Consider the following 20,006-nt stretch of genomic DNA (forward strand, 5'->3'; position numbering starts at 1 on the left):
TTGTCTCTTCTCCTGTAGAAACGTCAACGAATCTTAGCCGGAGAGTCATCATGAAACGCACTTTTATCACTTCCCTAATCGCCACTGCCTCTATCGCAGTCTCCTTGTTCACCGCTGCTCCTGTTTTCGCCGATTCCAGCTTTTCGCCTGCTTCTTCTCTTGCCGATGCCGAGGCTTCCGCGAAACAGTCGTTCAACTTCATCGCTTACAAGGGCTACGGACGCTTCGGTAAGAAGGTTTCTCCCGAGTTGCGCCTCGAGAAACTCAACAGGATCAACCGCGAATTGCTTCGCGTCGAATCCGCTTTCGGTATCGAGTTGCCGAGGGTCAATGTTGTCTACGTTACCGATACCAACAGGGGGTTCTACAATGACAGAAGGGATGAGATCGTTTTTTCTTCCAAAAAACTCGAGCACACGCTTCGCCACGAGTTCGGTCACGTTATCGACAACAGGCTCGATGTCACCGGCAGGGAATGGAGGGATCTGGTCAACAGAATGAAGGATCTGCACGGCTTCAGCCCCAGCAACTATGCCAACACCAACCTCATCGAGTACTGGGCCGAGGCTTTCGCTTACTTCACCGCTCCTGACTATGGCTTGAACTCGGATAGGTTCCCCGCTGAACTGGAATCGTTCATCTCCAAGGTTATCGATCAGCTGCAGAGCCCTCGTCTGGCTTCCAAATAAACTCGCTCTTCTTCTCTTCGGCTTTCGTTTCTTTTCGCAGGGGTCCTGGCATGTTCCGGGGCCTTTGCGCTTTACAACCGAACGCGAAGCTCACGATATTCCACTGAAATATTTCATGAACTGTACCCGCTCATAGGCTGCAGGGTTTTCTGCCCTCCCGAAGCTCATTTTACCGATAACCTCGTCAAGAGACGAAAAAGCGTGCCGTTCCATGTAGTCATGCAACTCTTCGAGTATCGTGCCGATCGCTGTATACCCTTTCCGGTACAGCACCGAGGCGATCTGGCCGGTTTTTGCCCCGGCAAGCAGCTGTTTTATCAAGGCTTCTCCGTTATGAATTCCTGTCGAAGCCGATATATCACAGGGTGTTCTGGAAGAAAGCATCGCCACCCAGCGCAGTGAAATCGCAAGTTCTTCGGGTGTGCTGAAAACATGTGAGCTTTTCACTTCGAAAGTCTCGATGTCGATATCGGGAGAAAAGAACCTGTTGAACATCACGAGTCCTTTCGTACCGGTAGCTGCCATTTTTCCTACCATGTTGGCAAGCCCCGAAAAATAATAGCTTATTTTAGCTGCAACCGGAATACTGACCTGCCTCGTTACTTTTTCGAGCACATCGAGGTACACCTGCTCGTTCTGTCCACTCTCCTTACGTGGATCCGAAGGAAGCAGAAAAATATTGAGCTCGAGCCCGTCAGCCCCTGCCCTCTGAATCTGGGAAGCGAACTCCGTCCATTCCGATGCGGAAATACAGTTGATGCTTGCGATGACGGGAACATCTACGGCAGCCTTGCACCCGTTTACGAGATCGAGATAGTTTTTGAGATCGTTTCCACGGGTATAACTGTGAATGTATTCTTCCGCCTGAGCATAGTAATACAGCTGCTCATTGGTTTGGATGGTATATCCCGATTCATGATGAATCTGCTCTTCGAAAAGCGATTTCAAAACAACCGCGCCGGCGCCGGATTCGGCAGCCTTACAGACACTTTCGATTGATTCCGTCATACCTGAGCTCCCTACAATCAAAGGGTTTTTCAGGTTCAATCCCATATATGTCGTCGATACATCAGCCATATATCCTCCAATGATCCTTTATGTTAACACCTGAACCGATCACGGTCAGTATGCCCGGCAATAACCCGGCTTTGACAGTGACAAAATGTATACCCCTCAGCCGAACTCAGCAGTATTCATGAAGATAGCGACTATTTTACTGTGAAATAAGCTTTCGGCATTTTTCCTGCCAGTCAACAAAAACAACGGTATCCTGACGTACAGAGAACCCCGCCAGCGGAGCCTCAAGGAATCAATCCGGCAACGTTGATAATCCTCTTTGCAATATCCGTGTTGTCATAAATCCCGCAAAACTCCCGGGCACCCTGGCCTATAGCGAACACCGGTACAGGCAGAGCAGTATGTTTGCCGGTTGTCCACCCTATACCGGCTTTATGGTTCAGCAGCTTCGTCAGCGATACGGTCAAAGGGTCTCCCTTATATGTCTGTCCACCGCTATGACCACTCATACTTGCAGTATAGGCCTGCTTCAACGCCATTTTCTCTTCGGTGGTCAATACCAGTGCCGGATCAAGCTGCTCGTTACCAAGCCCGAAATACACTTTTGCGCTGTCGAGAGCCATTGGAAAACTGACATTTTCCCTTTCTACCCATTGCGCAACCTTGCCGGCAAACACCTGTGCAGAAAGTTTTTGATTGAGCAGAAGACCGATATCGCTCTCATATGCCTTGTCAGCATATCCAAGAGCAAGCCCGCCGCATTCATGATCCGCGGTAACCACGATCAGCGTCTCGGAGGGATGCTCATGATAAAATTCGAGAGCCTCCGCTATCGCCAGGTCAAAATCAACTACTTCATGGGCCACGGTGGCGGCATCGTTGGCATGGCTCGCCCAATCGATCTTCCCCCCCTCGACCATCAGAAAAAAGCCCTTTTCATTGTCAAGAAGCCTGATCCCATTTCTTGTAAAGTCTGCAAGTGTGAGCCCGTCGGGGGCCCTGTCGATGGCATATTCGAGAGCACCCTTTCCATCAAATTTCTCGAATGCCCAATATTTTTGTCCGGGGATCGCCTTACCGAGAGCCTCCCACCCTTGAATAACGGTATAACCGCTGTCCTGCATGATTGTGATCAGCTTGCCGAGAGGCTTTCCGTTTTCCATGTCTGCACGGGCGTACCCTCCCCCGAAATAATCAAAACCGCTCGATGCCATCTGAACGGCAATGTCGGAATACATGCTCCTGTTGTCCGTATGTGCATAAAAACAGGCAGGTGTTGCATGATCTATGCTGACGCTTGAAACAATTCCAACCCGCATACCGTTATCTTTCGACATTTCAGCAATGGTTTTCAGACTCGTCGAATGGTTTCCGCTTTTCGCTATCGTGCCGATAGTGGTATTGTGCCCTGTCGCAAGTGCTGTTCCTGCAGCGGCCGAACCGGTGATGTAGCGATTTTCCGCATGTGTCGAGGCCATTCCCGAAACAGGCAACGTAGTCATCAAAAGCACCTGATCATCTTCAAGAACAGCTTCGGCTATCTTGACATGCGCCATGCCCATACCGTCACCGATGAAATAAAAAATATATTTGGGAATACCGTCGGCTTCTTTCACGCTCTCCGGCTGCACCCTGCCTGTCGTGCTACAGGAAACCGTAAAGAACATGGTGAGGAGAACCAGTATACCAGTCAACCGAATTCCTGACATTTTCGACAGGCAGCGAAATCGTTTCATCATGCTTGATAATTACAATAGGTTAGCATCGAGTCACAAGTTCCGCCTTATCGTCAATGATACCGCTGAAACCCGTGCATTGAATTCAATACAAACTCCTTACAGGAAACATAGTTAAGAAAAGAAAGCGGATGGCACCTCGTTATCGCAAAGGAAGATTGCTCAGAGGATGAAAATACAATGTAAATGTTATAACACATCTTTTAGAAGGAGAAATACATGCGGGATACTTATCCGGTGGCTTTGCTGATCCGGGATTGCATGAACTCGATGATAGCATCGATCGCTCTCTTTTTTTCACAATCGCAGAACATCTGGTGTTCCGAATGTTCGAGCCAGACAATATCTTTATCTGACGATGCTGTCGCCACCCCTTTGAACACAATCTCCGAACTGTTCCGGGTAACAGTCTGATCATTGCGGTTATGGAGAATAAGCATAGGGCATCGAATATCGTGCAGGCGGGATTCGGTAAAGGATATCAAGTCGAAAAATGACATGATCGCATCCGTCGGGGCCCAATGGTAATGTACTGAACGGCTTTTTTCATCATTATCGCTGAGCGCGACACGAAGATCCCAGCTTTTGATAAATGTCTGCAACACAGGGGCAAGGAAGTGCAAAGGCCGCCCTGGGCCCAGCATCGAGACCAAACGAAATGCCGGAGCTGCCAAGACAACCGAATCGAGCTGCCCTCCCTGGTATTTCGTTGCCAGATTGAGAGCAATGAGAGCCCCCATGCTATGCCCAATAACAAAAATTTTATCGACTTTTTCCGATAGCTCTCGAAAGGCGGTTTCAGCATCCTGCATCCAGTCCCGCCATGTCACTCCACGGAGCTTTTCGGGTGACATTTCACCGTGCCCTTTGAGAACCGGTACACTGACATGAAGATGTAACTGTTCAAGAGGCTCAACAAGCGAGTTAACACTGTCGAGGGTCGCGGTAAAACCATGAACGATAAGCACTCCAAACGCATCCTTTTTCATGAAAACTCCTCAACTCGTTGCGTGATCAGATACCTATACAATAACACCATTCCATATCTTATATTCAAACCTTTGCGGTCGGGAGTGACTCCGCCCGCATGGAAAATGTCATTCCTTTTCGCTATTTTTTGCTTATAGGGAACCTTTCTTGTAACCGTTTCTTGGATGAGCTTGTGGCAAAATTGCAACAACGTCTGCTCCTATGGGTAGCGCTTGTATCCACGCTGAATGCATGTTCAGTTGTAAAAACCACGGCAAAAGCCGCCTATTCTGTTGGAAAATTCGCGGTTGAGACCGTAGTGTCGCCTTTCACCCATGATGAAATAGAATCGATCGACGGCCTCTCCCCGGAAGAAGCGATCAGGCAGGGCCGAGTGAAAAATGCCCCCTATGTGGTTTATGGAAAGACTTATGTACCGATGAGTGTCGAAGAATCGAGAAACTACAAGGAAAAAGGAATAGCATCGTGGTACGGTGAAGAAACCCGAAAAAAAGACGGTGGAAAAATAACCGCCAACGGAGAAAAGTTCGATCCTGATAAATTGAGCGCTGCCCATAAATACCTGCCGCTGCCTATCAATGTCCGTGTTACCAATCTCGAAACGAAACGGTCGATCATCGTAAGAGTTAATGACCGTGGACCTTTTGCTCATGAGAGGATAATCGATCTAAGCGCAGGTGCGGCTAAAAAGCTCGGTTTTTATGAAAAAGGCACTGCCATGGTTTCGGTCGAAGTAGTTTCCTTGACTGCCGATACCGGAACCTGACAGTGCCATAACCAGTTGTCGCTGTGATCTTTCCATGACAACCAAAGCAACGTTCTATAAACAGGTTTATGACCTCGTTCGACAGATTCCGGCTGGGTATGTCTCCACTTACGGCATCATTGCAGAACAGATAAGCCTCCGTTCAGCGGCAAGAATGGTCGGCTGGGCACTCAACAAAGCCGATATTGCCACAGTTCCCGCCCACAGAGTTGTCAACCGTAACGGAGAACTTACCGGTAAAGGTCATTTTTTCACTCCGGATACCATGCGCCAGATGCTTGAAACCGAAGGTGTAACATTCAGGCCAGACGGATCGGTAGACCTTGACCGACACCTTTTCCGCTTCAGTCATTCCTAATAACGGCCGCATCTTTCATGAACCGCTCGAGACCGCTATCGGTCAGAGGATGTTTTGCAAGCTGACCGATAACGTTGAACGGTATGGTTGCGACATCAGCTCCGATCATGGCAGCCTCGACAACATGCTGTGGATGACGAACGCTTGCAACGAGCACTTCCGTGGGATACCTGTAGTTATCATAAATTCTAACTATCTGCTCGACAAGAGCCATACCCTCCGTGCTGATATCATCGAGACGTCCGACAAACGGACTGACATATGACGCCCCTGCCTTGGCCGCAAGAATTGCCTGAGTTGGCGAAAAAACAAGTGTGGCATTGATCCTGATGCCGTTTCCGGACAAATGACGCATAGCTTTGAGGCCCTCGATCGTCAGCGGACATTTGACTACCACATTGTCGTCAATCGAGGCAAGCTCCTCACCCTGAGCGATCATCTCATCGGCAGTAAGTGTTGTAACTTCTGCACTTACCGGGCCATCGACAATATCGCAGATCGTTGCGATATGGCTCTTGAAGTCCTCGTAGGTAAAATTCTCGGGATCCTTCACGATTTTAGCCACAAGGGATGGATTGGTGGTCACACCATCGAGAACCCCTAGATCGTTGGCCGCCTTGATTTCATCAAGATTGGCTGTGTCGATAAAAAATTTCATCTCTGGCTCCGTTATTTATTATTACTTCGTTTGTGTTTACATAGTTTTATTGCAAACCTTCACAAATCCAGGGTCTTACGACAAGTGTTCCTGCCCCCGACATGCGGTAATGATGCAACACAAAAAATGCCCTAAAAATTAACAATTTTTCACACCTTCCGCTTCTTCGGCAAGAAAGGCGTTGAAGTTTCTCGGCTTACGCGCCGCCCACCCTTTCTTGTGATACGCGTAGCCGGCAAGTAGCGGCAAGGCAATGGTCGCTTCTGAAAAAATCATCTGCTCGAAAACAGTATCGACCTTACCCCAGGAACTTGCCTCCTTCAGTGTCGAGCCCGACAACCCTCCGTCACGCTCATCTGCAACGGTAACCTGAATGGCATAGGTGTGCATCGACACCTCTTCATAACCCAACACTTCGGCAGCAACGACGATATCCTGCGTAAAGTTTTTCGGAACTCCACCACCAAGCATGAAGATGCCTGTTTTATCATTAGCTATCTTGATTCCGGTCAACTCACGAAAATCCTTTACGGAATCTATGGAAACCTGCGCCCCGGGGTTGTTCCACTGGTGATGAACAAGCCCGAAACCTGCCGAACAATCAGAAAACGCCGGGACAAAAACCGGTACACCTTTTTCAAAGGACTTATAGACAATCGAGTTCCGGTCAAGGTTCTTTTCTGCGATATAGCGGCCCATCTCCATGATAAACTCCCTTGAAGAGTATGCACCCGGTTTCATGGAATTGGCGATAACAGCCATGGTGTCATCACAGATTCGAAGCTCATCCTCATCGATATAGGTATCGTAAATACGATCGATATGCAGCTCCCTGAGAACAGTATCGTCCGCAAGGGGATCTCCTTTGTAGTGTTTAAATCCCAGTGCTTCGAAGAAATCCTGGTCAACGATATTTGCACCGGTCGAGACAATGACGTCTATCATGTTGTGCTCGATCATATCGATAATGACCTGTTTGAGACCCGCGCTGACAAGCGAACCTGCCAGCGTCAGAATCACCGCGCAATCCTCATCCCGCTGCATCCTGTCAAGAATCGACGCAGCCCTGGCAAGGTTCCTGGCCTGAAACGCGGTATCTCCCATTTGGTCGACAAGCGGGACAACATCAAACGACTTGATATCGATATGCCTGACCGGCTCTTTGAGCAGATCTTCTCTTTTTACATTTGTAAGCATACTTTTTCTTCTTTTTCTGTTTGTAACCCTTGTATACTGTTTTGCTTTCCTTTTCACGATAAACCGTCCCTGATTCCCGAATGAGAAAAGCCCTCCCATACAGGAAACGCCAATGACAACAGCGGATTCCAATGGAGGAAAAATAAATAAAAAGTTATTCAGGCAAAGCGATTGCGAACGATGGATCAGGATAAAAAAAAGAGAGCAAGCTTACTATATCACACATTCAAATTACCGGATGCTGCTTCCTTCCGGACCTGACATGGTTGGGCAACAGAATGTTGTATAGGACTTGCTCTCAAATTCTCGTTATGTGAAGGGCTGTAAATATAGCACGAAAAAATCATTTTGCACAAATAAAAATCAAATAAATCCCCTACGATCCCGACAAACCCCTTTTATCTTTCTGGCAACTGTTATAACTTCCAGTGCATTTGACAGAACTGACAGCCTGAGCTTACTGACTGGAGTCGTGCTTCGACGTACGCTCCGATTATGATAAAATTATGGGTCAAAAAAGAATCTTAAGCGGTATGCGCCCGACCGGAAAGCTGCATTTGGGTCATTACACCGGTGCACTTGAAAACTGGGTGGCAAGGCAAAACGAGCTCGATGCCGGCAGGAAAAGAGTGTTTGAAACCTATTTCCTGATAGCCGACTATCACAGCCTTACGACATCGCTTGAAACTGCTGATATTTTTGACTGCACCATCGACATGGTGATCGACTGGCTTGCTGCAGGCGTCGATCCTGAAAAAAGTCCGATTTTCAGGCAATCCAGAGTGAAACAGCATACCGAGCTATTCCTGATTTATGCAATGCTCATCACTGCCTCGAGGCTTGAACGAAACCCGACGCTGAAAGATCAGGTAAGAGACCTCAATATGGAAGCGATTTCCTATGGACACCTGGGCTACCCCGTTCTTCAGGCTGCAGATATTTTGCTCTACAAGGGAAATATCGTTCCGGTTGGGGAGGACCAGTTACCACACGTTGAAATAACCAGAGAGATTGCCCGGCGTTTCAACAAACAGTATCAACATCCTGAAATTGGAGATGTTTTTGAAGAACCGGAACCCAAAATCACAAAGTTCTCGCGTCTTGCCGGTCTCGATGGCAAAATGAAGATGTCAAAATCCCTTGGCAATACCATATTTCTGTCGGACTCACCTGAAGAAGTTCAGAAAAAGCTTCGTAAAGCTGTAACCGATACGCAGAAGATCAGAAAAAACGACCCCGGACGCCCGGAAGTATGCACCGTTTTCAGTTACCACTGCAAGTTTTCAGATTCGAAAAGGGTTGAGCAAATCGAAAGGGATTGCAGGTCAGGTGCTCTCGGCTGCGTTGATTGCAAAAAGCTTTGCGCTACTGCCATTTCCGAAGAATTAGCCCCGATTCTCGAAAAACGCTCAGAATATGTTGCCCGACCGGATATGGTGAAAGAAATACTTCTGACCGGTGAAAATCGTGCCCGCATGGTTGCAGAAGAAACCATGCGTCAAGTCAGGGAAGCGATGAAAATAGGTTAAAATAACAATAAACAAACGACAGGAATCAACAGCGTGCCACACAACGATACATTTGCTTTCATTTTCGATATGGATGGTGTTCTCGTCGACAACATGCACATGCATGCCCGCTCATGGGTGGAGCTTTTCCAAGATTACGGACTCGAAGGCCTCGATCCCGATCGTTATCTCCGTGAAACTGCCGGAATGAAAGGACTCGATGTTCTTCGTCATTTTCTCGACAAAGACATAACACCTGAAAAGGCCGAAAAACTCACGGAACTGAAAGATTTTCTCTACCGGTTCATGTACAGAGATGAAATCCGTCCGATTGAAGGACTCGAAGCGTTTCTCGACAAAGCTGAATCAATGATGATCAAACTTGGAGTCGGTACAGGTGCAGGAGCGAGGAACATCGAATATACACTTGGTATTCCCGGCCTGAAAAACCGGTTCAATGCTGTCGTTGGATCACATCAGGTACGGTATGGAAAACCCCATCCTGACATTTTTCTGCGCGTGGCGGAACTTCTCGAAACCGAACCGGCCAGGTGCATTGTTTTCGAGGATGCACTGCCAGGTCTCGAAGCAGCTAATGCTGCCGGTATGAAAAGCGTTGCACTCGCAACGACAAATCCAGCCGAGATCATGCGGGACCGTCCGGGCGTCATGGCTGTCATCGATGATTTTACAGCCCTTTCTCCTGATACAATCCTTGAAAAATCCTGTATCGTACAACCATAAGCAAGCTAAGGCAACAACACTCTCGACATGCGGGAATATTTTATAGAACACATACGAACAGCCCTGAAAACAGCAGGCATCACAACAGAAAAAGATATTCAGTTAGAAAAACCGGCGGACAACAAGTTCGGCGACTTTTCAACGAATATCGCCCTCGTGCTTTCTAAAGAGTGCCGAAAAAACCCTCGCCAGCTTTCACAAGAGATCGCCGAAAAGCTCTCGTTCGAACCGGGAACTGTGCGGAAAACAGAAATCGCCGGTCCGGGATTCATTAATTTCTACCTCGAGCCTGCATTCATCATGCAGTTGCTCGAACAAGCCATCACCGAAGGCGATGGATTCGGGCAGAGCCTTGTCGGGCAAGACAAAACCGCCATTGTCGAGTATGTCAGCGCAAATCCTACAGGACCGCTTACCATAGGCCGGGGAAGAGGCGGCGTTCTCGGTGATTGTATAGCAAACATCCTCGAAGCACAGGGGTATACCGTTACCCGGGAATACTATTTCAACGACGCAGGCAGGCAGATGACAATTCTTGCCGAATCGGTTCGTTTTCGTTACCTCGAGCTTTGCGGAGAGGTGATCGATTTCCCTGAAACCCATTATCAAGGCGGCTATATCAAAGTCATTGCCGAAAAGCTCTTTGAAAAACAAGGCAATGCTCTGCTCAAATCAGACGATCTCGCTCCGTTCAAGCAAACCGCTGAAACCTATATTTTCACCCATATCAAAAGTACACTTCACCGCCTGGACATAACCCATGACAGTTACTTCAACGAGCACAAGCTTTACCTTCCGGATGAGAGCGAACAATCACCGAACAGGCAGGTGATCGACCTGCTCCGAGAAAAAGGATACATCGACGAATATGACGGAGCGACCTGGTTTACAACCTCGAAACTCGGACAGGAAAAAGACAAGGTTCTCGTCAAGTCCAGCGGAGAACCCAGCTACCGTCTCCCGGACATCGCTTACCATATCACGAAATTCAAACGGGGCTTTTCCGAGATCGTCAATATTTTCGGAGCCGATCATATCGATGAATATCCCGACATCATAGAAGCCTTGAAAATCCTTGGCTACGATACAGACCGTATTCGTGTCGCCATCAATCAGTTCGTAACCACAACCGTCAATGGTGAGACGGTCAAGATGTCAACCAGAAAAGGGAACGCTGACCTGCTGGACGACCTTATCGATGATGTCGGTCCCGACGCAACAAGGCTTTTCTTTATCATGCGCAGCAAGGATTCTCACTTGAATTTCGATGTAGAGCTGGCAAAAAAACAATCGAAAGACAACCCGGTATTCTACCTCCAGTATGCACATGCCCGTATCTGCAGCCTGCTTCGCATGGCTGACCAGGAAGCCGGTTTCATCCTTCCGACCGAAGGGATGCACCTCATGAGGAAAATGACCTCCGACCACGAAATCCGGCTGGGCTTCATGTTGCTTGAATTCCCCGAAGTCATCGACGTCTGTGGGAGATTTCTCGAACCGCAGAAAATGGTCGAGTACCTGCATGGCGTAGCTGAGCTGTACCACCGCTTCTATCAGGAATGCCCTATTCTCAAAGCAGAACCGGATATCCGTACAGCAAGGATCTTCCTCTCCGTTGCAACCCGGCAGGTTCTTCGCAACGGATTCAGAATACTTGGAATATCAGCACCTGAATCAATGTGACGAAGAAAAAACAATTACAACCTTCCGGCAAGATAAAGGAAAGGCAGGGCGTTTACTCTTCAGTGGACCGGTACAAGCCTTCATCGACAATGTATCGCCAAATGGTCTCCGGGATTTGCTGAGAGCAATCTTGATCTGAGGCAATACGATCCCTTATATCAGTGGAGGATAATGGAAGATTGAAATCGATACGGTGAAATTTTTGTTCGTGAAGCTTTTCCAGGCTGGCTGCTTCAGCCCCCGCGCCATCCACCGTTTCTCTACCGAAGACAACGATGTTGCATCGCCGGATCAGCTCTTCCCACGACTTCCAGTGGCGGAAGCTCCGGTAGTTGTCCTCACCGATCAAAAGGGTGATGTTCGATGATGAGTAAATCTCTTCGAGATATGTTACGAGATCAATCGTATAGGAGGGATACGCACGGTTGACTTCCCAACTGCAAACTTCAGCTATGGCTCCTGTTCTGTTAACAGTTTCAGCCAGCAATTCGGCCATTTGCACCCGATCCCTGTCAGATGATCGAGGGCTCTCTTTCAAAGGATTGTTGGAAACCGAAATAACCAGCCGGTTTAACGCCAAGAGCTCCCTAGCATAGAGGCACAAGGCAAGATGGCCATTATGCGGGGGGTCGAATGTTCCACCAAAAACAGCAAGTTGCACGGCTCATGCACTCTATCCGTTCTCGAAATGCTCTACAATGTTGTTGCGATAATCCTCAACCTTTTCCATGTTTTCGGGAAACTGCTGATCATATGCATCGAGAGCAGCTTGCGCCTCAAACCACTTTTCTCTCTTTATAAGCACCCCGATCTTGCCGAACCACGCTTTTTCATAGTAGATCGTATCGGGGTAAAAGCGAATAACATTGTCATAATATGCTATCGACCCGCGATACTTTTTAAGTTTTTGATACTGTTCGGCAATGGAATACTCGCTCAATGCCAGTTTTTCCCTGAGCTCACCAATGCTTGATGCGCTTTCCGTCACTTTATCGAGTCGCGCATACTGAGCCTCGGCAATAGCCAGATTTCTTTTGTACAGAGCATTGTCGGGATTAAGCGCGACAAGTTCAGTGTACATTTCGATATCACTTTGCAGTTGCTGAGGATCTCTGATAGGATACAGCTCCAGATAAAGCTGAAACTCACGGATGGCTTTTCTCGTATGTTCCTGATCCCGAGAAAACGTCGGTGAAAGCTCTTTATGAGATTTTGCCAGCATGAACTGCGCACCCTCTGCATAAGGCGAACCCGGCGTCTGCTCGAGCAGCCTGTTGAAAATATCGACTGCGAGCAGAAACTGTTCAGAACTGTAGTAGGCATTTGCAAGGGCGAACAGAACGTCATCCTCGAGGGTGGTCGCCCTTGTATCGAACATCAGTGACTCCAGTTCAATGATAGCCTTGTCATAATCCTCTTCTGCTACAAGCTCCTGAGCATAGGCGTATCGTACAACAACATCCCCATCCTTCGGGGGTTTCACCGAAGAACATGCCGAAAACAGCACGCCTGTAACAAGACATAGACCGACTACCAGAGCCATTCGTTTGATCAGAAATCTCGAAACCAGCATAACACACTCCGTAAATAACATAAAAATGTATGAAGTAAGAGAATAAGACTATTCGGCTTAAAATCAAAAGCAAACACGGCAAAGAGGCTGTCACAAAAGCACTGCGTAACGTCTATCGTTCATCATACAAATGTTTCCTGCAGAAAGTCATGTAGCCCCCCGTGAAACAGTAGTTCGGATTTCACAGGGATAGCGATATCGATAATGGCATTCACTGGAAAATGGATCCCCGGGTCTAACCCGGGGATGACTACATGAAAACTAATTACAGAACAAATGAGACAGTCTCGATTTTTCCTTCTGTCGAGCCGTCAGACAGGCAAGCGTTTTTCCTGCTTGGCGGGCTTCACAGATGGATCGAGATAGCCGCCAGTAGAGCCGTAACCACCTGCAGTATTGAATCCCATTAAGGGATAGAGCGGACAGAATCCCACGATTCCTGTAATCAATGGAACGAGGCCGGTGAGCCACCACCAACCCTGAAACACCACTCCTGCGATAAGCATTACAGAACCAAGGATGATTCTCACGTTTCTGTCAAGAACGCCGATGTTTTTCTGCATGTTTTCAGGCTCCTCATATTTAAGCTGTTATTAAAAAACAAGTAGTGTTACAATGTATCCTTGAAATTACAACCTGCAGACTGTAATATCAACATCCTCACATGATTTTTAACACCTGCCCATCCGGCTATCCGAATAGGTCGAGGTTACGGAACAAGCTTCATAACAACCTTGAATAATCAGGAACCGAGCTGCGTTTAAAATGTAAAGAGTTTGATACCCTCTTCCCGTAGCCTTTGAGCAACTACCGGTGGCTTCGCAACAGAGACACCTTCGATGAGCTTATCCGGAGCAGCCCCTTTATTGGGAAGAAAAAGTGGACACACCTCGACGGTGACGCCTTTTTTAATGAGATTTTTCAGCAGCATTTGCGGTGACTTGTCAAGTGGCTTGACCAATGTCTGTTTACTGTTTTTCATGGCAAGCTCGCCACCTGGACCACACAAGAGCATACGAACGCTTTTGCCCTGTTCGACGGTCTGGGTTGAAAGCACCATCGCCATCATCTGAGTCTGAACATCTCCGGTGGTTACAACGACAAAGAGTCCTTTTGTATCGTCAGAAGCCATCGCCTGAAGCGGCATAATGCTTGCTGCAAGCAAGAGAAGTGCCGTAACGGTTTTTCCAAATACACGCATAGTAATCGTTTCTTTTGGGGTTCATAAATGAAATTATAATGGAGCATGCCTCCGACAAAGAGCCGAAAGCGACGTAATATAGGGATAGTTCTATCCCGAAAAAAACAAAAAAAGAGGCGTCGATACATTGATATCGGGAGAAAACGCACCCGACAGTGGAGCTTAGGGGAGTCGAACCCCTGACCTTCTCATTGCGAACGAGACGCTCTACCAACTGAGCTAAAGCCCCATGTAACAGTCTTTCAAAAAAAGCGGAAAGAATCGCAGATAACGCTCACCCTGCTCTTTGGGTATATCCGATGACAGAACCCGGATCGAAAAAAAGCCTGCATTGAAAAGCAGGCTTTTAAAAAATCATGATATCTCTCTTCTTCCGATCCGGTATCATGCATTTTCGGTAAGGGCACTGTTCAGCTGCTGTAGCTGGTGTTTTACGCTGTTGTCGAGAATCGTATCACCGATCTTAACGGTCACGCCACCCAAAAGTGCTTTGTCAAGAGATAATTTCGCCCTGACTTTCTTACCGGTGTACTTTGCAAGACCGTCGATCAGCATTTTCGATTGTTCGTCGTCCAACTCGACCGCACTGGCAACAGCAACGTTGACAATGCCACCCCGTTCATCCTGTAGTGCGGAGTACTCATCGATAACATCCTGCAGTATCGATGCCCGCTTTTTTCTACAGAGCAGGTTGATGAACAACAACGATTTTTCGCTCAGGCCGCTGAAAACCTCTTTTAGAATACGGGCTTTGGTGTCACCCTTGATAAGAGGGCTTTTCAACATCGTAACGAGGTCACGTGAACCCTCAAGAGTCACACGAATCACCTCGAGATCTTTGGCTACCACTTCAGCCAAACCGCTCTCTTCGGCCACCTCCAGTAACGCTTTGGCATACCGCCTGCTCGCAATTGTACTTGACATTTTCAGGACCTTTTCAGTTACGGTTTTGCGACAGATCCTGAATCATGCTGTCAACAATTTTCTTTTGCTTTTCAGCATCCAGGTTCGCCATAATAATTTTTTCGGCTCCTTTGACAGCAAGATCAGCGACTTCTGTTCTCAGTTCCATCAAAGCACGGCGCTTTTCCTGCTCGATCTCATCTTTTGCAGACGCAATCATTCTGGCAGCCTCCGTATGAGCCTTTTCTGTGATTTCCGCACGGAGCTTATCACCATACTCTTTTCCTTCCCTGACAATCTTTTCCGCTTCCGAATCAGCCTTTGCAAGAAGCGCCTTGTTTTTTCTCAGCACCTCTTCAGCCTCTTCTTTTGCCGTATACGCACGATCGATAGAATCCTGAATCCCTTTTTCTCTTTCTTCAAGAGCGTTGAGCATCGGGCCCCAGGTAAACTTTTTCAAAATAAAGAGCACGATAACGAACGTGACGGTCGTCCAGAAAATAAGCCCGGGATTAGGGTCGAGCAAGCCGCCGCTAAGCACTATAATTCCTGACGTAAGCATGGAATACTATTCTCCTTTACGATTGAATAAATCCGGAATGCGGCAAATCATTATAACAGCCGCATTCGGTTCTCATGACGTATGATGTATTACTTTTCCGCTTACTTCAAAACCAGCAACACTGCGATAACCTCACCGAACAGGGCAACACCCTCGATAAGTGCGGCAGCAATGATCATGGTTGTACGGATATCCGCAGTTGCCTCAGGATTGCGAGCGGTACCTTCAGCAGCTGAGCCTGCAATGTTACCGATACCAAGACCTGCCCCAAGAACAGCTAAACCTGCGGCGATACCGGCACCCAGATAACCCAACCCTTCATTACCCAAACCTTCCATGTTTTTACTCCCTCCAATGATTTGTTATGTATTGAGATCTATTGAAAAAACGGTTTAAAACCCTGACAAAAGTACAAAATATAACTGGTAATAAGAACTATCTCTTTCCGATCAATGCGCAGCCTCAGCATCATGACTTTCATGCGATGAAGCAAGCCCTATAAAGAGTGCGGAAAGCATCGTGAAAATAAATGCCTGAAGGAAAGAAACAAAGATTTCAAGCAAATAGATGAAAATCGCAAATGGTACCGACACGAGCACCGCGACGATATAGCTCTTAAGAATAAAGCTGATGAAAATCAAACTGAGGATGATGATGTGTCCGGCCGTCATATTCGCGAAAAGTCGGATGGTCAATGCAAACGGCTTGGTGAACAGACCGATGACCTCGATTGGAATCATGATTATCCAGAGAGCCCAGTGCGTACCTGCCGTCAGATGCGCAAGGTAACCTTTGATGCCGTGTGCTTTGAGTGCGGAAACCTGGGTGATAAAAAAGGTAAAGACAGCGAGCGTCAGCGTAACATTGACGTTACCTGTCGCCGTCGCACCGTACGGAACAAGACCGAGCAGATTCAGTACAAGAATGAAAACAAACACCGTCAACAGATACGGCATGTGCTTTTCGTACCCCTCGCCAATATTGGATTTTGCGACATCGAGCCGGATAAATTCGACAAGAGCCTCCATGGCATTGGCAAGACCACCCGGAGCCTTGCGGCTGTTGACCGATTTATATTGATTACCGACGTAACCGAAAACAAGCAGCAGAATAGCAGCGGCCAGCCACATAAAAACAACGTGACGAGTGATGGATATGTCAAAACCACCTATAACCAGTTTCGGAAGAGCGAATTTACCGAACGGGTCGAACTCCATGAGATTGCTGTCGAGAATGTGATGCATGATCACATCTCCAGCACTACCATGCTCCTCTTCACCATGACCGGCTTCGCCATGAGCTGCATCAGCATGAACCGCAGCCTCTTCATGCGCCACAGCCTCACTATGTTCTTCTGCTGAAGATGCATATGCCGATGCACCGAAGCCAAAAAGCAAAGACATAATCAGCATCACAACAACCCTGACAAGCTCACCGGACTGTAAAGCGTTAAACCGTTTCATGCGACTCTTTTTTTCTGTTTGTTCTTCTTTTGATATCCGAGAATTTCAACAATCACGTAAATACAGTAAAAAGCGAAAAACGACACAACGAAGTCATTGATCACAACGAGACTCTGCAGGATGATAAAGGCAACAAGAACCATCAGCACCAGCAACCTTACAACCAACCCTCCGAAAACAACCTTGGTATACTCGGCTTGAGACTTGTCAAATGCACGCTCAAACAGCAGGTAACCGATGAGAGAATTGGCAGCGATCAATATCCAGGCAACAAAAACAGAGCCGAGGTCGACGTTATACTCGGTGGCGCTCCAGAATATCACCCCCCATAAAATGACGGACAAGATAAGGATCTTTATCAGAAAATCAAACAGCGGTTTCATAAGATGCAAAAGAATTGAAGTTTACCATGTTACCGACCTTTCCGGTTCGCGTTTTTCACAACTTTAATCAGAAGCAGTATCATCCCCGTCAATCCTGCCCCGACGCCGATAAGCAGAAACAGGGGAGACGTACCCAGCTGCTCATCCACCCAATAGCCTCCGAGGACAAAAAAAGCAAAACTGGCGGCAATTTGAAAACCGATTCCGAGATAATCGGACAAGGCCCGGACAGATCTTCCGAAATAATCCGAAAATTTTTCTTTTTCGCCGGACCTCATATGCTTTTCAACCCTGAAAGCTGCGGTTCGGGCTCTCTTTCCAGCAGCTGCTCTTTGAACCCTTCATCCTGTTTCATGAAAACTCTACCGTTCAGTTTCGCCCCGTCCTCGACGTCGAGAGCTGTAACCCTCAGGTCACCGTCGATTGCAGCAGTGGCTTCAAGCCGAAGTTCTCCGGAAATTTCGGCATTTCCACTGAACTTTCCTGCAACCCTCATGTTCTCGGCGCTTATTTCACCCTCGACGACCCCTTCACTGCCAATGATCAGCGTTGATCTGCAGGTAACCTGGCCGGATACGTTCCCGTCAACCCTGATGTCGCCATCAGCCGCAAGTTCTCCTTGCACAGAAGTACCTTCCATCAGAAGAGTCAAGCCTCCGGTCGAGCCGGATCTGCGTTTTTTTCCTTTTTTACTGAACATATTGTACACCTGTTTACATTGAAAAATTCAGATAGGCTTCCGGGTCGACGGGAATACCGTTCTTCCAGACTTCAAAGTGCAGGTGAACACCCGAAGATTCCTGACCGGTATCACCTGCAAGTGCAATGACTTCCCCAAGCTTCACCTGCTCGCCTCCTTTTTTGAAAAGCTGACTGCAATGCTTGTAAAACGTCATGTATTCACCATGATCGACGATTATTGTATACCCGAATGTACCCGTCCAGTCAGAAAAAACCACCGAACCGTCGGCAACAGCCCCTACCGGCTCGTTTCGTGCAGTGGCGATATCCACCCCGTAGTGGCTCTTTTTCGGTTTGAATCGTTGTGAGATCGAACCTGTCACCAACCTACCGGTAAATTTTCCGGGAGTGATCGCACCACCGGAAAATGGAGGAGGGACGATGCCGGCTTCGAAAACCCTTCGCCCGGCTCTTTCGCCGACACCGCCTTCATTCTCTACCATTGCCTTTTCCTGAAACATGATCCCCTCCACTTTTTGAGTGAATGCCTGCATGTTTTCGATTTCAACGATGAGGCTGTCCACTCGCTTTGCCTGGAGAGCGACAAGCTCTTTCTGATGGACTGGCAGCGTCCATCCTGGAAGCATCGTATATAAGGGGGTTACGAAAAAAATCAGTCCAGCCAAGGAAATCAGCAACCCCAGCATAAGCAAGAAGACGATGACGAAGGTTGCCGGAACACCTTTTAACAGCGTTACGGGCTTCGACCTGCCTCCGACGGGAATGAGACTGAGCGTATAAACAGGTTTTTTCTTGCGGTGGGCTCCCATGGAAAAAGATCAGGTTACATTGAAATTACGACGATACACCTGCCACGTTGAATCGATCAGGGTATCGAGATCGCTGTAACGAGGTTGCCATTCGAGCAGTGCTCTTGCCTTCTTCGACGATGCAACAAGCTCTGCCGGGTCACCCGGACGTCTTTCCGACATGGCTGCCGGGATATCATGTCCGGTAATCTCACGTGCTCTCTCGATCATCTCCAGCACCGTGACCCCGGTTTCACTGCCCAGGTTCACCGCCAGACTCTCTTTTTTTTCAGCAAGATACTCGAATGCCGTCACATGCGCTGCTGCAAGATCACTCACATGGACGTAGTCACGGATACATGTTCCGTCCCTGGTAGGGTAATCTTCTCCGAATACCTTCATCCCCTCACGCACTCCGGCTGCCGTTTCCATTACGATCGGCAGCAGGTTTTCCGGTTTCATTTCCAGGCCTTGTATTCGCCCCCGTACATCATAACCGGCTGCGTTGAAATAACGGATCGAGGCATACTTCAATCCTTTCAGGCGATCGTACCACTCCATCAATCGCTCGATCTCGAGTTTGGTGAATCCGTAGAAGTTTTCAGGGTCTTTCGGATGTTCTTCATCGATCGGCAAATATCTGGGCGAACCGAATATCGCAGCTGAAGACGAAAAAATCATATTCGGTATCCCGGCCGAAAGTGCTGCATTCAAAATGTTTATCGTACCTGCTATATTCATCCGGGCATAGGCTTCCGGTTCGATCATGGACTCTCCTGCCGCTTTCAATGCGGCAAGATGTACACAGCCGTCATAACCTTCCGCCATAATTTCACGTAGTCGTAACGGTTGCATGATATCACCATGCTGAAAGACTGCTTCTTCGAAGAGGTTCCGGCGTGTTCCTGAAGAAAGGTTATCCAGAACCGTTACGTCGTACCCTCTATCGAGGAACTCCCTGGCTACATGGCTCCCGATATAACCTGCGCCGCCGATCACTAGTATTTTCACGCTTCAATTATGGTTTACGTTCAACATCCTATGTTCTCTTTGCCAAAGATAACACTTTCGCCTAAATTGAACGA

The 20,006-nt window shown here is 47.9% G+C and carries 24 protein-coding genes, 1 tRNA gene and 1 other RNA gene; 6 read left to right on the top strand and 20 right to left on the bottom strand.

What is annotated here, in order from left to right; genetic code table 11:
* The coding region (locus tag QZ209_RS06410; RefSeq protein ID WP_294345967.1) for a hypothetical protein at positions 1–689 on the top strand (689 nt) is incomplete at its 5' end.
* 90 nt (positions 690–779) lie between these two features.
* Here QZ209_RS06410 and QZ209_RS06415 read toward each other — a convergent pair.
* The 3 genes from QZ209_RS06415 to QZ209_RS06425 all read right to left on the bottom strand — a co-directional run bounded on the left by QZ209_RS06415 (position 780) and on the right by QZ209_RS06425 (position 4,431).
* Positions 780–1,766, bottom strand: coding sequence for a dihydroorotate dehydrogenase-like protein (locus tag QZ209_RS06415; protein ID WP_294345970.1), 987 nt, complete (start codon positions 1,764–1,766; stop codon positions 780–782).
* 224 nt (positions 1,767–1,990) lie between these two features.
* Positions 1,991–3,445 (bottom strand): alkaline phosphatase, encoded by a 1,455-nt coding sequence (locus QZ209_RS06420; RefSeq protein WP_294345973.1) that lies wholly within the window; start codon positions 3,443–3,445, stop codon positions 1,991–1,993.
* A gap of 227 nt (positions 3,446–3,672) precedes the next feature.
* Positions 3,673–4,431: an alpha/beta fold hydrolase gene (locus QZ209_RS06425; RefSeq protein WP_294345976.1), complete on the bottom strand. Its 759-nt coding sequence runs from the start codon at positions 4,429–4,431 to the stop codon at positions 3,673–3,675.
* Positions 4,432–4,604: 173 nt separating this feature from the next.
* Here QZ209_RS06425 and QZ209_RS06430 point away from each other — a divergent pair, with 173 nt between their 5' ends.
* Both QZ209_RS06430 and QZ209_RS06435 read left to right on the top strand, forming a co-directional pair.
* A complete protein-coding gene (locus tag QZ209_RS06430; RefSeq protein WP_294345978.1) occupies positions 4,605–5,198 on the top strand; it encodes a septal ring lytic transglycosylase RlpA family protein in 594 nt (197 codons plus the stop codon).
* A 34-nt stretch (positions 5,199–5,232) separates the two neighbouring features.
* Positions 5,233–5,556 carry an MGMT family protein gene (locus QZ209_RS06435; RefSeq protein WP_294345981.1) on the top strand — a complete coding sequence of 108 codons (324 nt, stop codon included), beginning with the start codon at positions 5,233–5,235 and terminating at the stop codon, positions 5,554–5,556.
* Here QZ209_RS06435 and fsa read toward each other — a convergent pair.
* From fsa to ffs, 3 genes are all read right to left on the bottom strand, one after another.
* A complete protein-coding gene (gene fsa, locus QZ209_RS06440) occupies positions 5,543–6,214 on the bottom strand; it encodes a fructose-6-phosphate aldolase (protein ID WP_294345984.1) in 672 nt (223 codons plus the stop codon). The two genes, QZ209_RS06435 and fsa, sit on opposite strands and share 14 nt — an antisense overlap.
* A 138-nt stretch (positions 6,215–6,352) precedes the next feature.
* Entirely contained in the window at positions 6,353–7,411 is a 1,059-nt protein-coding gene (locus tag QZ209_RS06445; protein ID WP_294345987.1) for a deoxyhypusine synthase, read from the bottom strand.
* A 199-nt stretch (positions 7,412–7,610) separates the two neighbouring features.
* Positions 7,611–7,709, bottom strand: an RNA gene (gene ffs / locus QZ209_RS06450) — signal recognition particle sRNA small type.
* A gap of 208 nt (positions 7,710–7,917) precedes the next feature.
* Here ffs and trpS point away from each other — a divergent pair.
* Genes trpS through argS form a run of 3 tightly spaced genes read left to right on the top strand, consistent with a single transcriptional unit; the run spans position 7,918 to position 11,346 of the window.
* On the top strand, positions 7,918–8,940 hold the full coding sequence (gene trpS, locus QZ209_RS06455) for a tryptophan--tRNA ligase (RefSeq protein ID WP_294345990.1): 1,023 nt from the start codon (positions 7,918–7,920) through the stop codon (positions 8,938–8,940).
* A 33-nt stretch (positions 8,941–8,973) separates the two neighbouring features.
* Positions 8,974–9,663: a beta-phosphoglucomutase family hydrolase gene (locus tag QZ209_RS06460; protein ID WP_294345993.1), complete on the top strand. Its 690-nt coding sequence runs from the start codon at positions 8,974–8,976 to the stop codon at positions 9,661–9,663.
* A gap of 27 nt (positions 9,664–9,690) precedes the next feature.
* Positions 9,691–11,346, top strand: coding sequence for an arginine--tRNA ligase (gene argS / locus QZ209_RS06465; RefSeq protein WP_294345996.1), 1,656 nt, complete (start codon positions 9,691–9,693; stop codon positions 11,344–11,346).
* Between the two features lie 52 nt (positions 11,347–11,398).
* Here argS and nadD read toward each other — a convergent pair whose 3' ends face one another.
* The 14 genes from nadD to galE all read right to left on the bottom strand — a co-directional run bounded on the left by nadD (position 11,399) and on the right by galE (position 19,932).
* Positions 11,399–12,007 carry a nicotinate (nicotinamide) nucleotide adenylyltransferase gene (gene nadD / locus QZ209_RS06470; RefSeq protein WP_294345998.1) on the bottom strand — a complete coding sequence of 203 codons (609 nt, stop codon included), beginning with the start codon at positions 12,005–12,007 and terminating at the stop codon, positions 11,399–11,401.
* 12 nt (positions 12,008–12,019) lie between these two features.
* Positions 12,020–12,919, bottom strand: coding sequence for an outer membrane protein assembly factor BamD (gene bamD / locus QZ209_RS06475; RefSeq protein ID WP_294346001.1), 900 nt, complete (start codon positions 12,917–12,919; stop codon positions 12,020–12,022).
* A gap of 311 nt (positions 12,920–13,230) precedes the next feature.
* Positions 13,231–13,482 (bottom strand): DUF2892 domain-containing protein, encoded by a 252-nt coding sequence (locus QZ209_RS06480; protein ID WP_294346004.1) that lies wholly within the window; start codon positions 13,480–13,482, stop codon positions 13,231–13,233.
* 197 nt (positions 13,483–13,679) lie between these two features.
* Positions 13,680–14,120, bottom strand: a complete 441-nt coding sequence (locus QZ209_RS06485; RefSeq protein WP_294346008.1) for a DsrE family protein — start codon at positions 14,118–14,120, stop codon at positions 13,680–13,682.
* A gap of 156 nt (positions 14,121–14,276) precedes the next feature.
* A tRNA-Ala gene (locus tag QZ209_RS06490) sits at positions 14,277–14,349 on the bottom strand.
* A 155-nt stretch (positions 14,350–14,504) separates the two neighbouring features.
* A complete protein-coding gene (gene atpH / locus QZ209_RS06495; protein WP_294346010.1) occupies positions 14,505–15,044 on the bottom strand; it encodes an ATP synthase F1 subunit delta in 540 nt (179 codons plus the stop codon).
* Positions 15,045–15,057: 13 nt separating this feature from the next.
* A complete protein-coding gene (locus QZ209_RS06500) occupies positions 15,058–15,585 on the bottom strand; it encodes a F0F1 ATP synthase subunit B (RefSeq protein ID WP_294346013.1) in 528 nt (175 codons plus the stop codon).
* A gap of 101 nt (positions 15,586–15,686) precedes the next feature.
* Positions 15,687–15,923 (bottom strand): ATP synthase F0 subunit C, encoded by a 237-nt coding sequence (atpE, locus tag QZ209_RS06505; protein WP_110024025.1) that lies wholly within the window; start codon positions 15,921–15,923, stop codon positions 15,687–15,689.
* Between the two features lie 111 nt (positions 15,924–16,034).
* On the bottom strand, positions 16,035–17,048 hold the full coding sequence (locus tag QZ209_RS06510) for a F0F1 ATP synthase subunit A (protein ID WP_294346018.1): 1,014 nt from the start codon (positions 17,046–17,048) through the stop codon (positions 16,035–16,037).
* Positions 17,045–17,431: a hypothetical protein gene (locus QZ209_RS06515; RefSeq protein ID WP_294346019.1), complete on the bottom strand. Its 387-nt coding sequence runs from the start codon at positions 17,429–17,431 to the stop codon at positions 17,045–17,047. The genes QZ209_RS06510 and QZ209_RS06515 overlap by 4 nt, the downstream gene beginning before the upstream one ends.
* 29 nt (positions 17,432–17,460) lie before the next feature.
* Complete coding sequence (locus tag QZ209_RS06520; protein WP_294346020.1) at positions 17,461–17,709, bottom strand: AtpZ/AtpI family protein; 249 nt, start codon at positions 17,707–17,709, stop codon at positions 17,461–17,463.
* Positions 17,706–18,131 carry a polymer-forming cytoskeletal protein gene (locus QZ209_RS06525; RefSeq protein WP_294346023.1) on the bottom strand — a complete coding sequence of 142 codons (426 nt, stop codon included), beginning with the start codon at positions 18,129–18,131 and terminating at the stop codon, positions 17,706–17,708. The genes QZ209_RS06520 and QZ209_RS06525 overlap by 4 nt, the downstream gene beginning before the upstream one ends.
* Positions 18,132–18,144: 13 nt before the next feature.
* Positions 18,145–18,942 carry a M23 family metallopeptidase gene (locus tag QZ209_RS06530; protein WP_294346025.1) on the bottom strand — a complete coding sequence of 266 codons (798 nt, stop codon included), beginning with the start codon at positions 18,940–18,942 and terminating at the stop codon, positions 18,145–18,147.
* A 9-nt stretch (positions 18,943–18,951) separates the two neighbouring features.
* The gene (gene galE / locus QZ209_RS06535) at positions 18,952–19,932 is read right to left on the bottom strand and encodes a UDP-glucose 4-epimerase GalE (protein ID WP_294346026.1); all 981 of its coding nucleotides are present in this window, start codon (positions 19,930–19,932) and stop codon (positions 18,952–18,954) included.
* Between the last annotated feature and the right edge of the window lie 74 nt (positions 19,933–20,006).

This window comes from Prosthecochloris sp. (assembly GCA_015482705.2).
Lineage (GTDB): Bacteria > Bacteroidota > Chlorobiia > Chlorobiales > Chlorobiaceae > Prosthecochloris.

What these genes read in the sequence shown, in the direction of transcription:
- QZ209_RS06415 (WP_294345970.1), bottom strand. Translation starts at nt 1,766, where the DNA reads ATGGCTGATGTATCGACGACATATATGGGATTGAACCTGAAAAACCCT.
- QZ209_RS06420 (WP_294345973.1), bottom strand. Translation starts at nt 3,445, where the DNA reads ATGATGAAACGATTTCGCTGCCTGTCGAAAATGTCAGGAATTCGGTTG.
- QZ209_RS06425 (WP_294345976.1), bottom strand. Translation starts at nt 4,431, where the DNA reads ATGAAAAAGGATGCGTTTGGAGTGCTTATCGTTCATGGTTTTACCGCG.
- QZ209_RS06435 (WP_294345981.1), top strand. Translation starts at nt 5,233, where the DNA reads ATGACAACCAAAGCAACGTTCTATAAACAGGTTTATGACCTCGTTCGA.
- fsa (WP_294345984.1), bottom strand. Translation starts at nt 6,214, where the DNA reads ATGAAATTTTTTATCGACACAGCCAATCTTGATGAAATCAAGGCGGCC.
- QZ209_RS06445 (WP_294345987.1), bottom strand. Translation starts at nt 7,411, where the DNA reads ATGCTTACAAATGTAAAAAGAGAAGATCTGCTCAAAGAGCCGGTCAGG.
- trpS (WP_294345990.1), top strand. Translation starts at nt 7,918, where the DNA reads ATGGGTCAAAAAAGAATCTTAAGCGGTATGCGCCCGACCGGAAAGCTG.
- argS (WP_294345996.1), top strand. Translation starts at nt 9,691, where the DNA reads ATGCGGGAATATTTTATAGAACACATACGAACAGCCCTGAAAACAGCA.
- bamD (WP_294346001.1), bottom strand. Translation starts at nt 12,919, where the DNA reads ATGCTGGTTTCGAGATTTCTGATCAAACGAATGGCTCTGGTAGTCGGT.
- QZ209_RS06480 (WP_294346004.1), bottom strand. Translation starts at nt 13,482, where the DNA reads ATGCAGAAAAACATCGGCGTTCTTGACAGAAACGTGAGAATCATCCTT.
- QZ209_RS06485 (WP_294346008.1), bottom strand. Translation starts at nt 14,120, where the DNA reads ATGCGTGTATTTGGAAAAACCGTTACGGCACTTCTCTTGCTTGCAGCA.
- atpH (WP_294346010.1), bottom strand. Translation starts at nt 15,044, where the DNA reads ATGTCAAGTACAATTGCGAGCAGGCGGTATGCCAAAGCGTTACTGGAG.
- QZ209_RS06500 (WP_294346013.1), bottom strand. Translation starts at nt 15,585, where the DNA reads ATGCTTACGTCAGGAATTATAGTGCTTAGCGGCGGCTTGCTCGACCCT.
- atpE (WP_110024025.1), bottom strand. Translation starts at nt 15,923, where the DNA reads ATGGAAGGTTTGGGTAATGAAGGGTTGGGTTATCTGGGTGCCGGTATC.
- QZ209_RS06510 (WP_294346018.1), bottom strand. Translation starts at nt 17,048, where the DNA reads ATGAAACGGTTTAACGCTTTACAGTCCGGTGAGCTTGTCAGGGTTGTT.
- QZ209_RS06515 (WP_294346019.1), bottom strand. Translation starts at nt 17,431, where the DNA reads ATGAAACCGCTGTTTGATTTTCTGATAAAGATCCTTATCTTGTCCGTC.
- QZ209_RS06520 (WP_294346020.1), bottom strand. Translation starts at nt 17,709, where the DNA reads ATGAGGTCCGGCGAAAAAGAAAAATTTTCGGATTATTTCGGAAGATCT.
- QZ209_RS06525 (WP_294346023.1), bottom strand. Translation starts at nt 18,131, where the DNA reads ATGTTCAGTAAAAAAGGAAAAAAACGCAGATCCGGCTCGACCGGAGGC.
- QZ209_RS06530 (WP_294346025.1), bottom strand. Translation starts at nt 18,942, where the DNA reads ATGGGAGCCCACCGCAAGAAAAAACCTGTTTATACGCTCAGTCTCATT.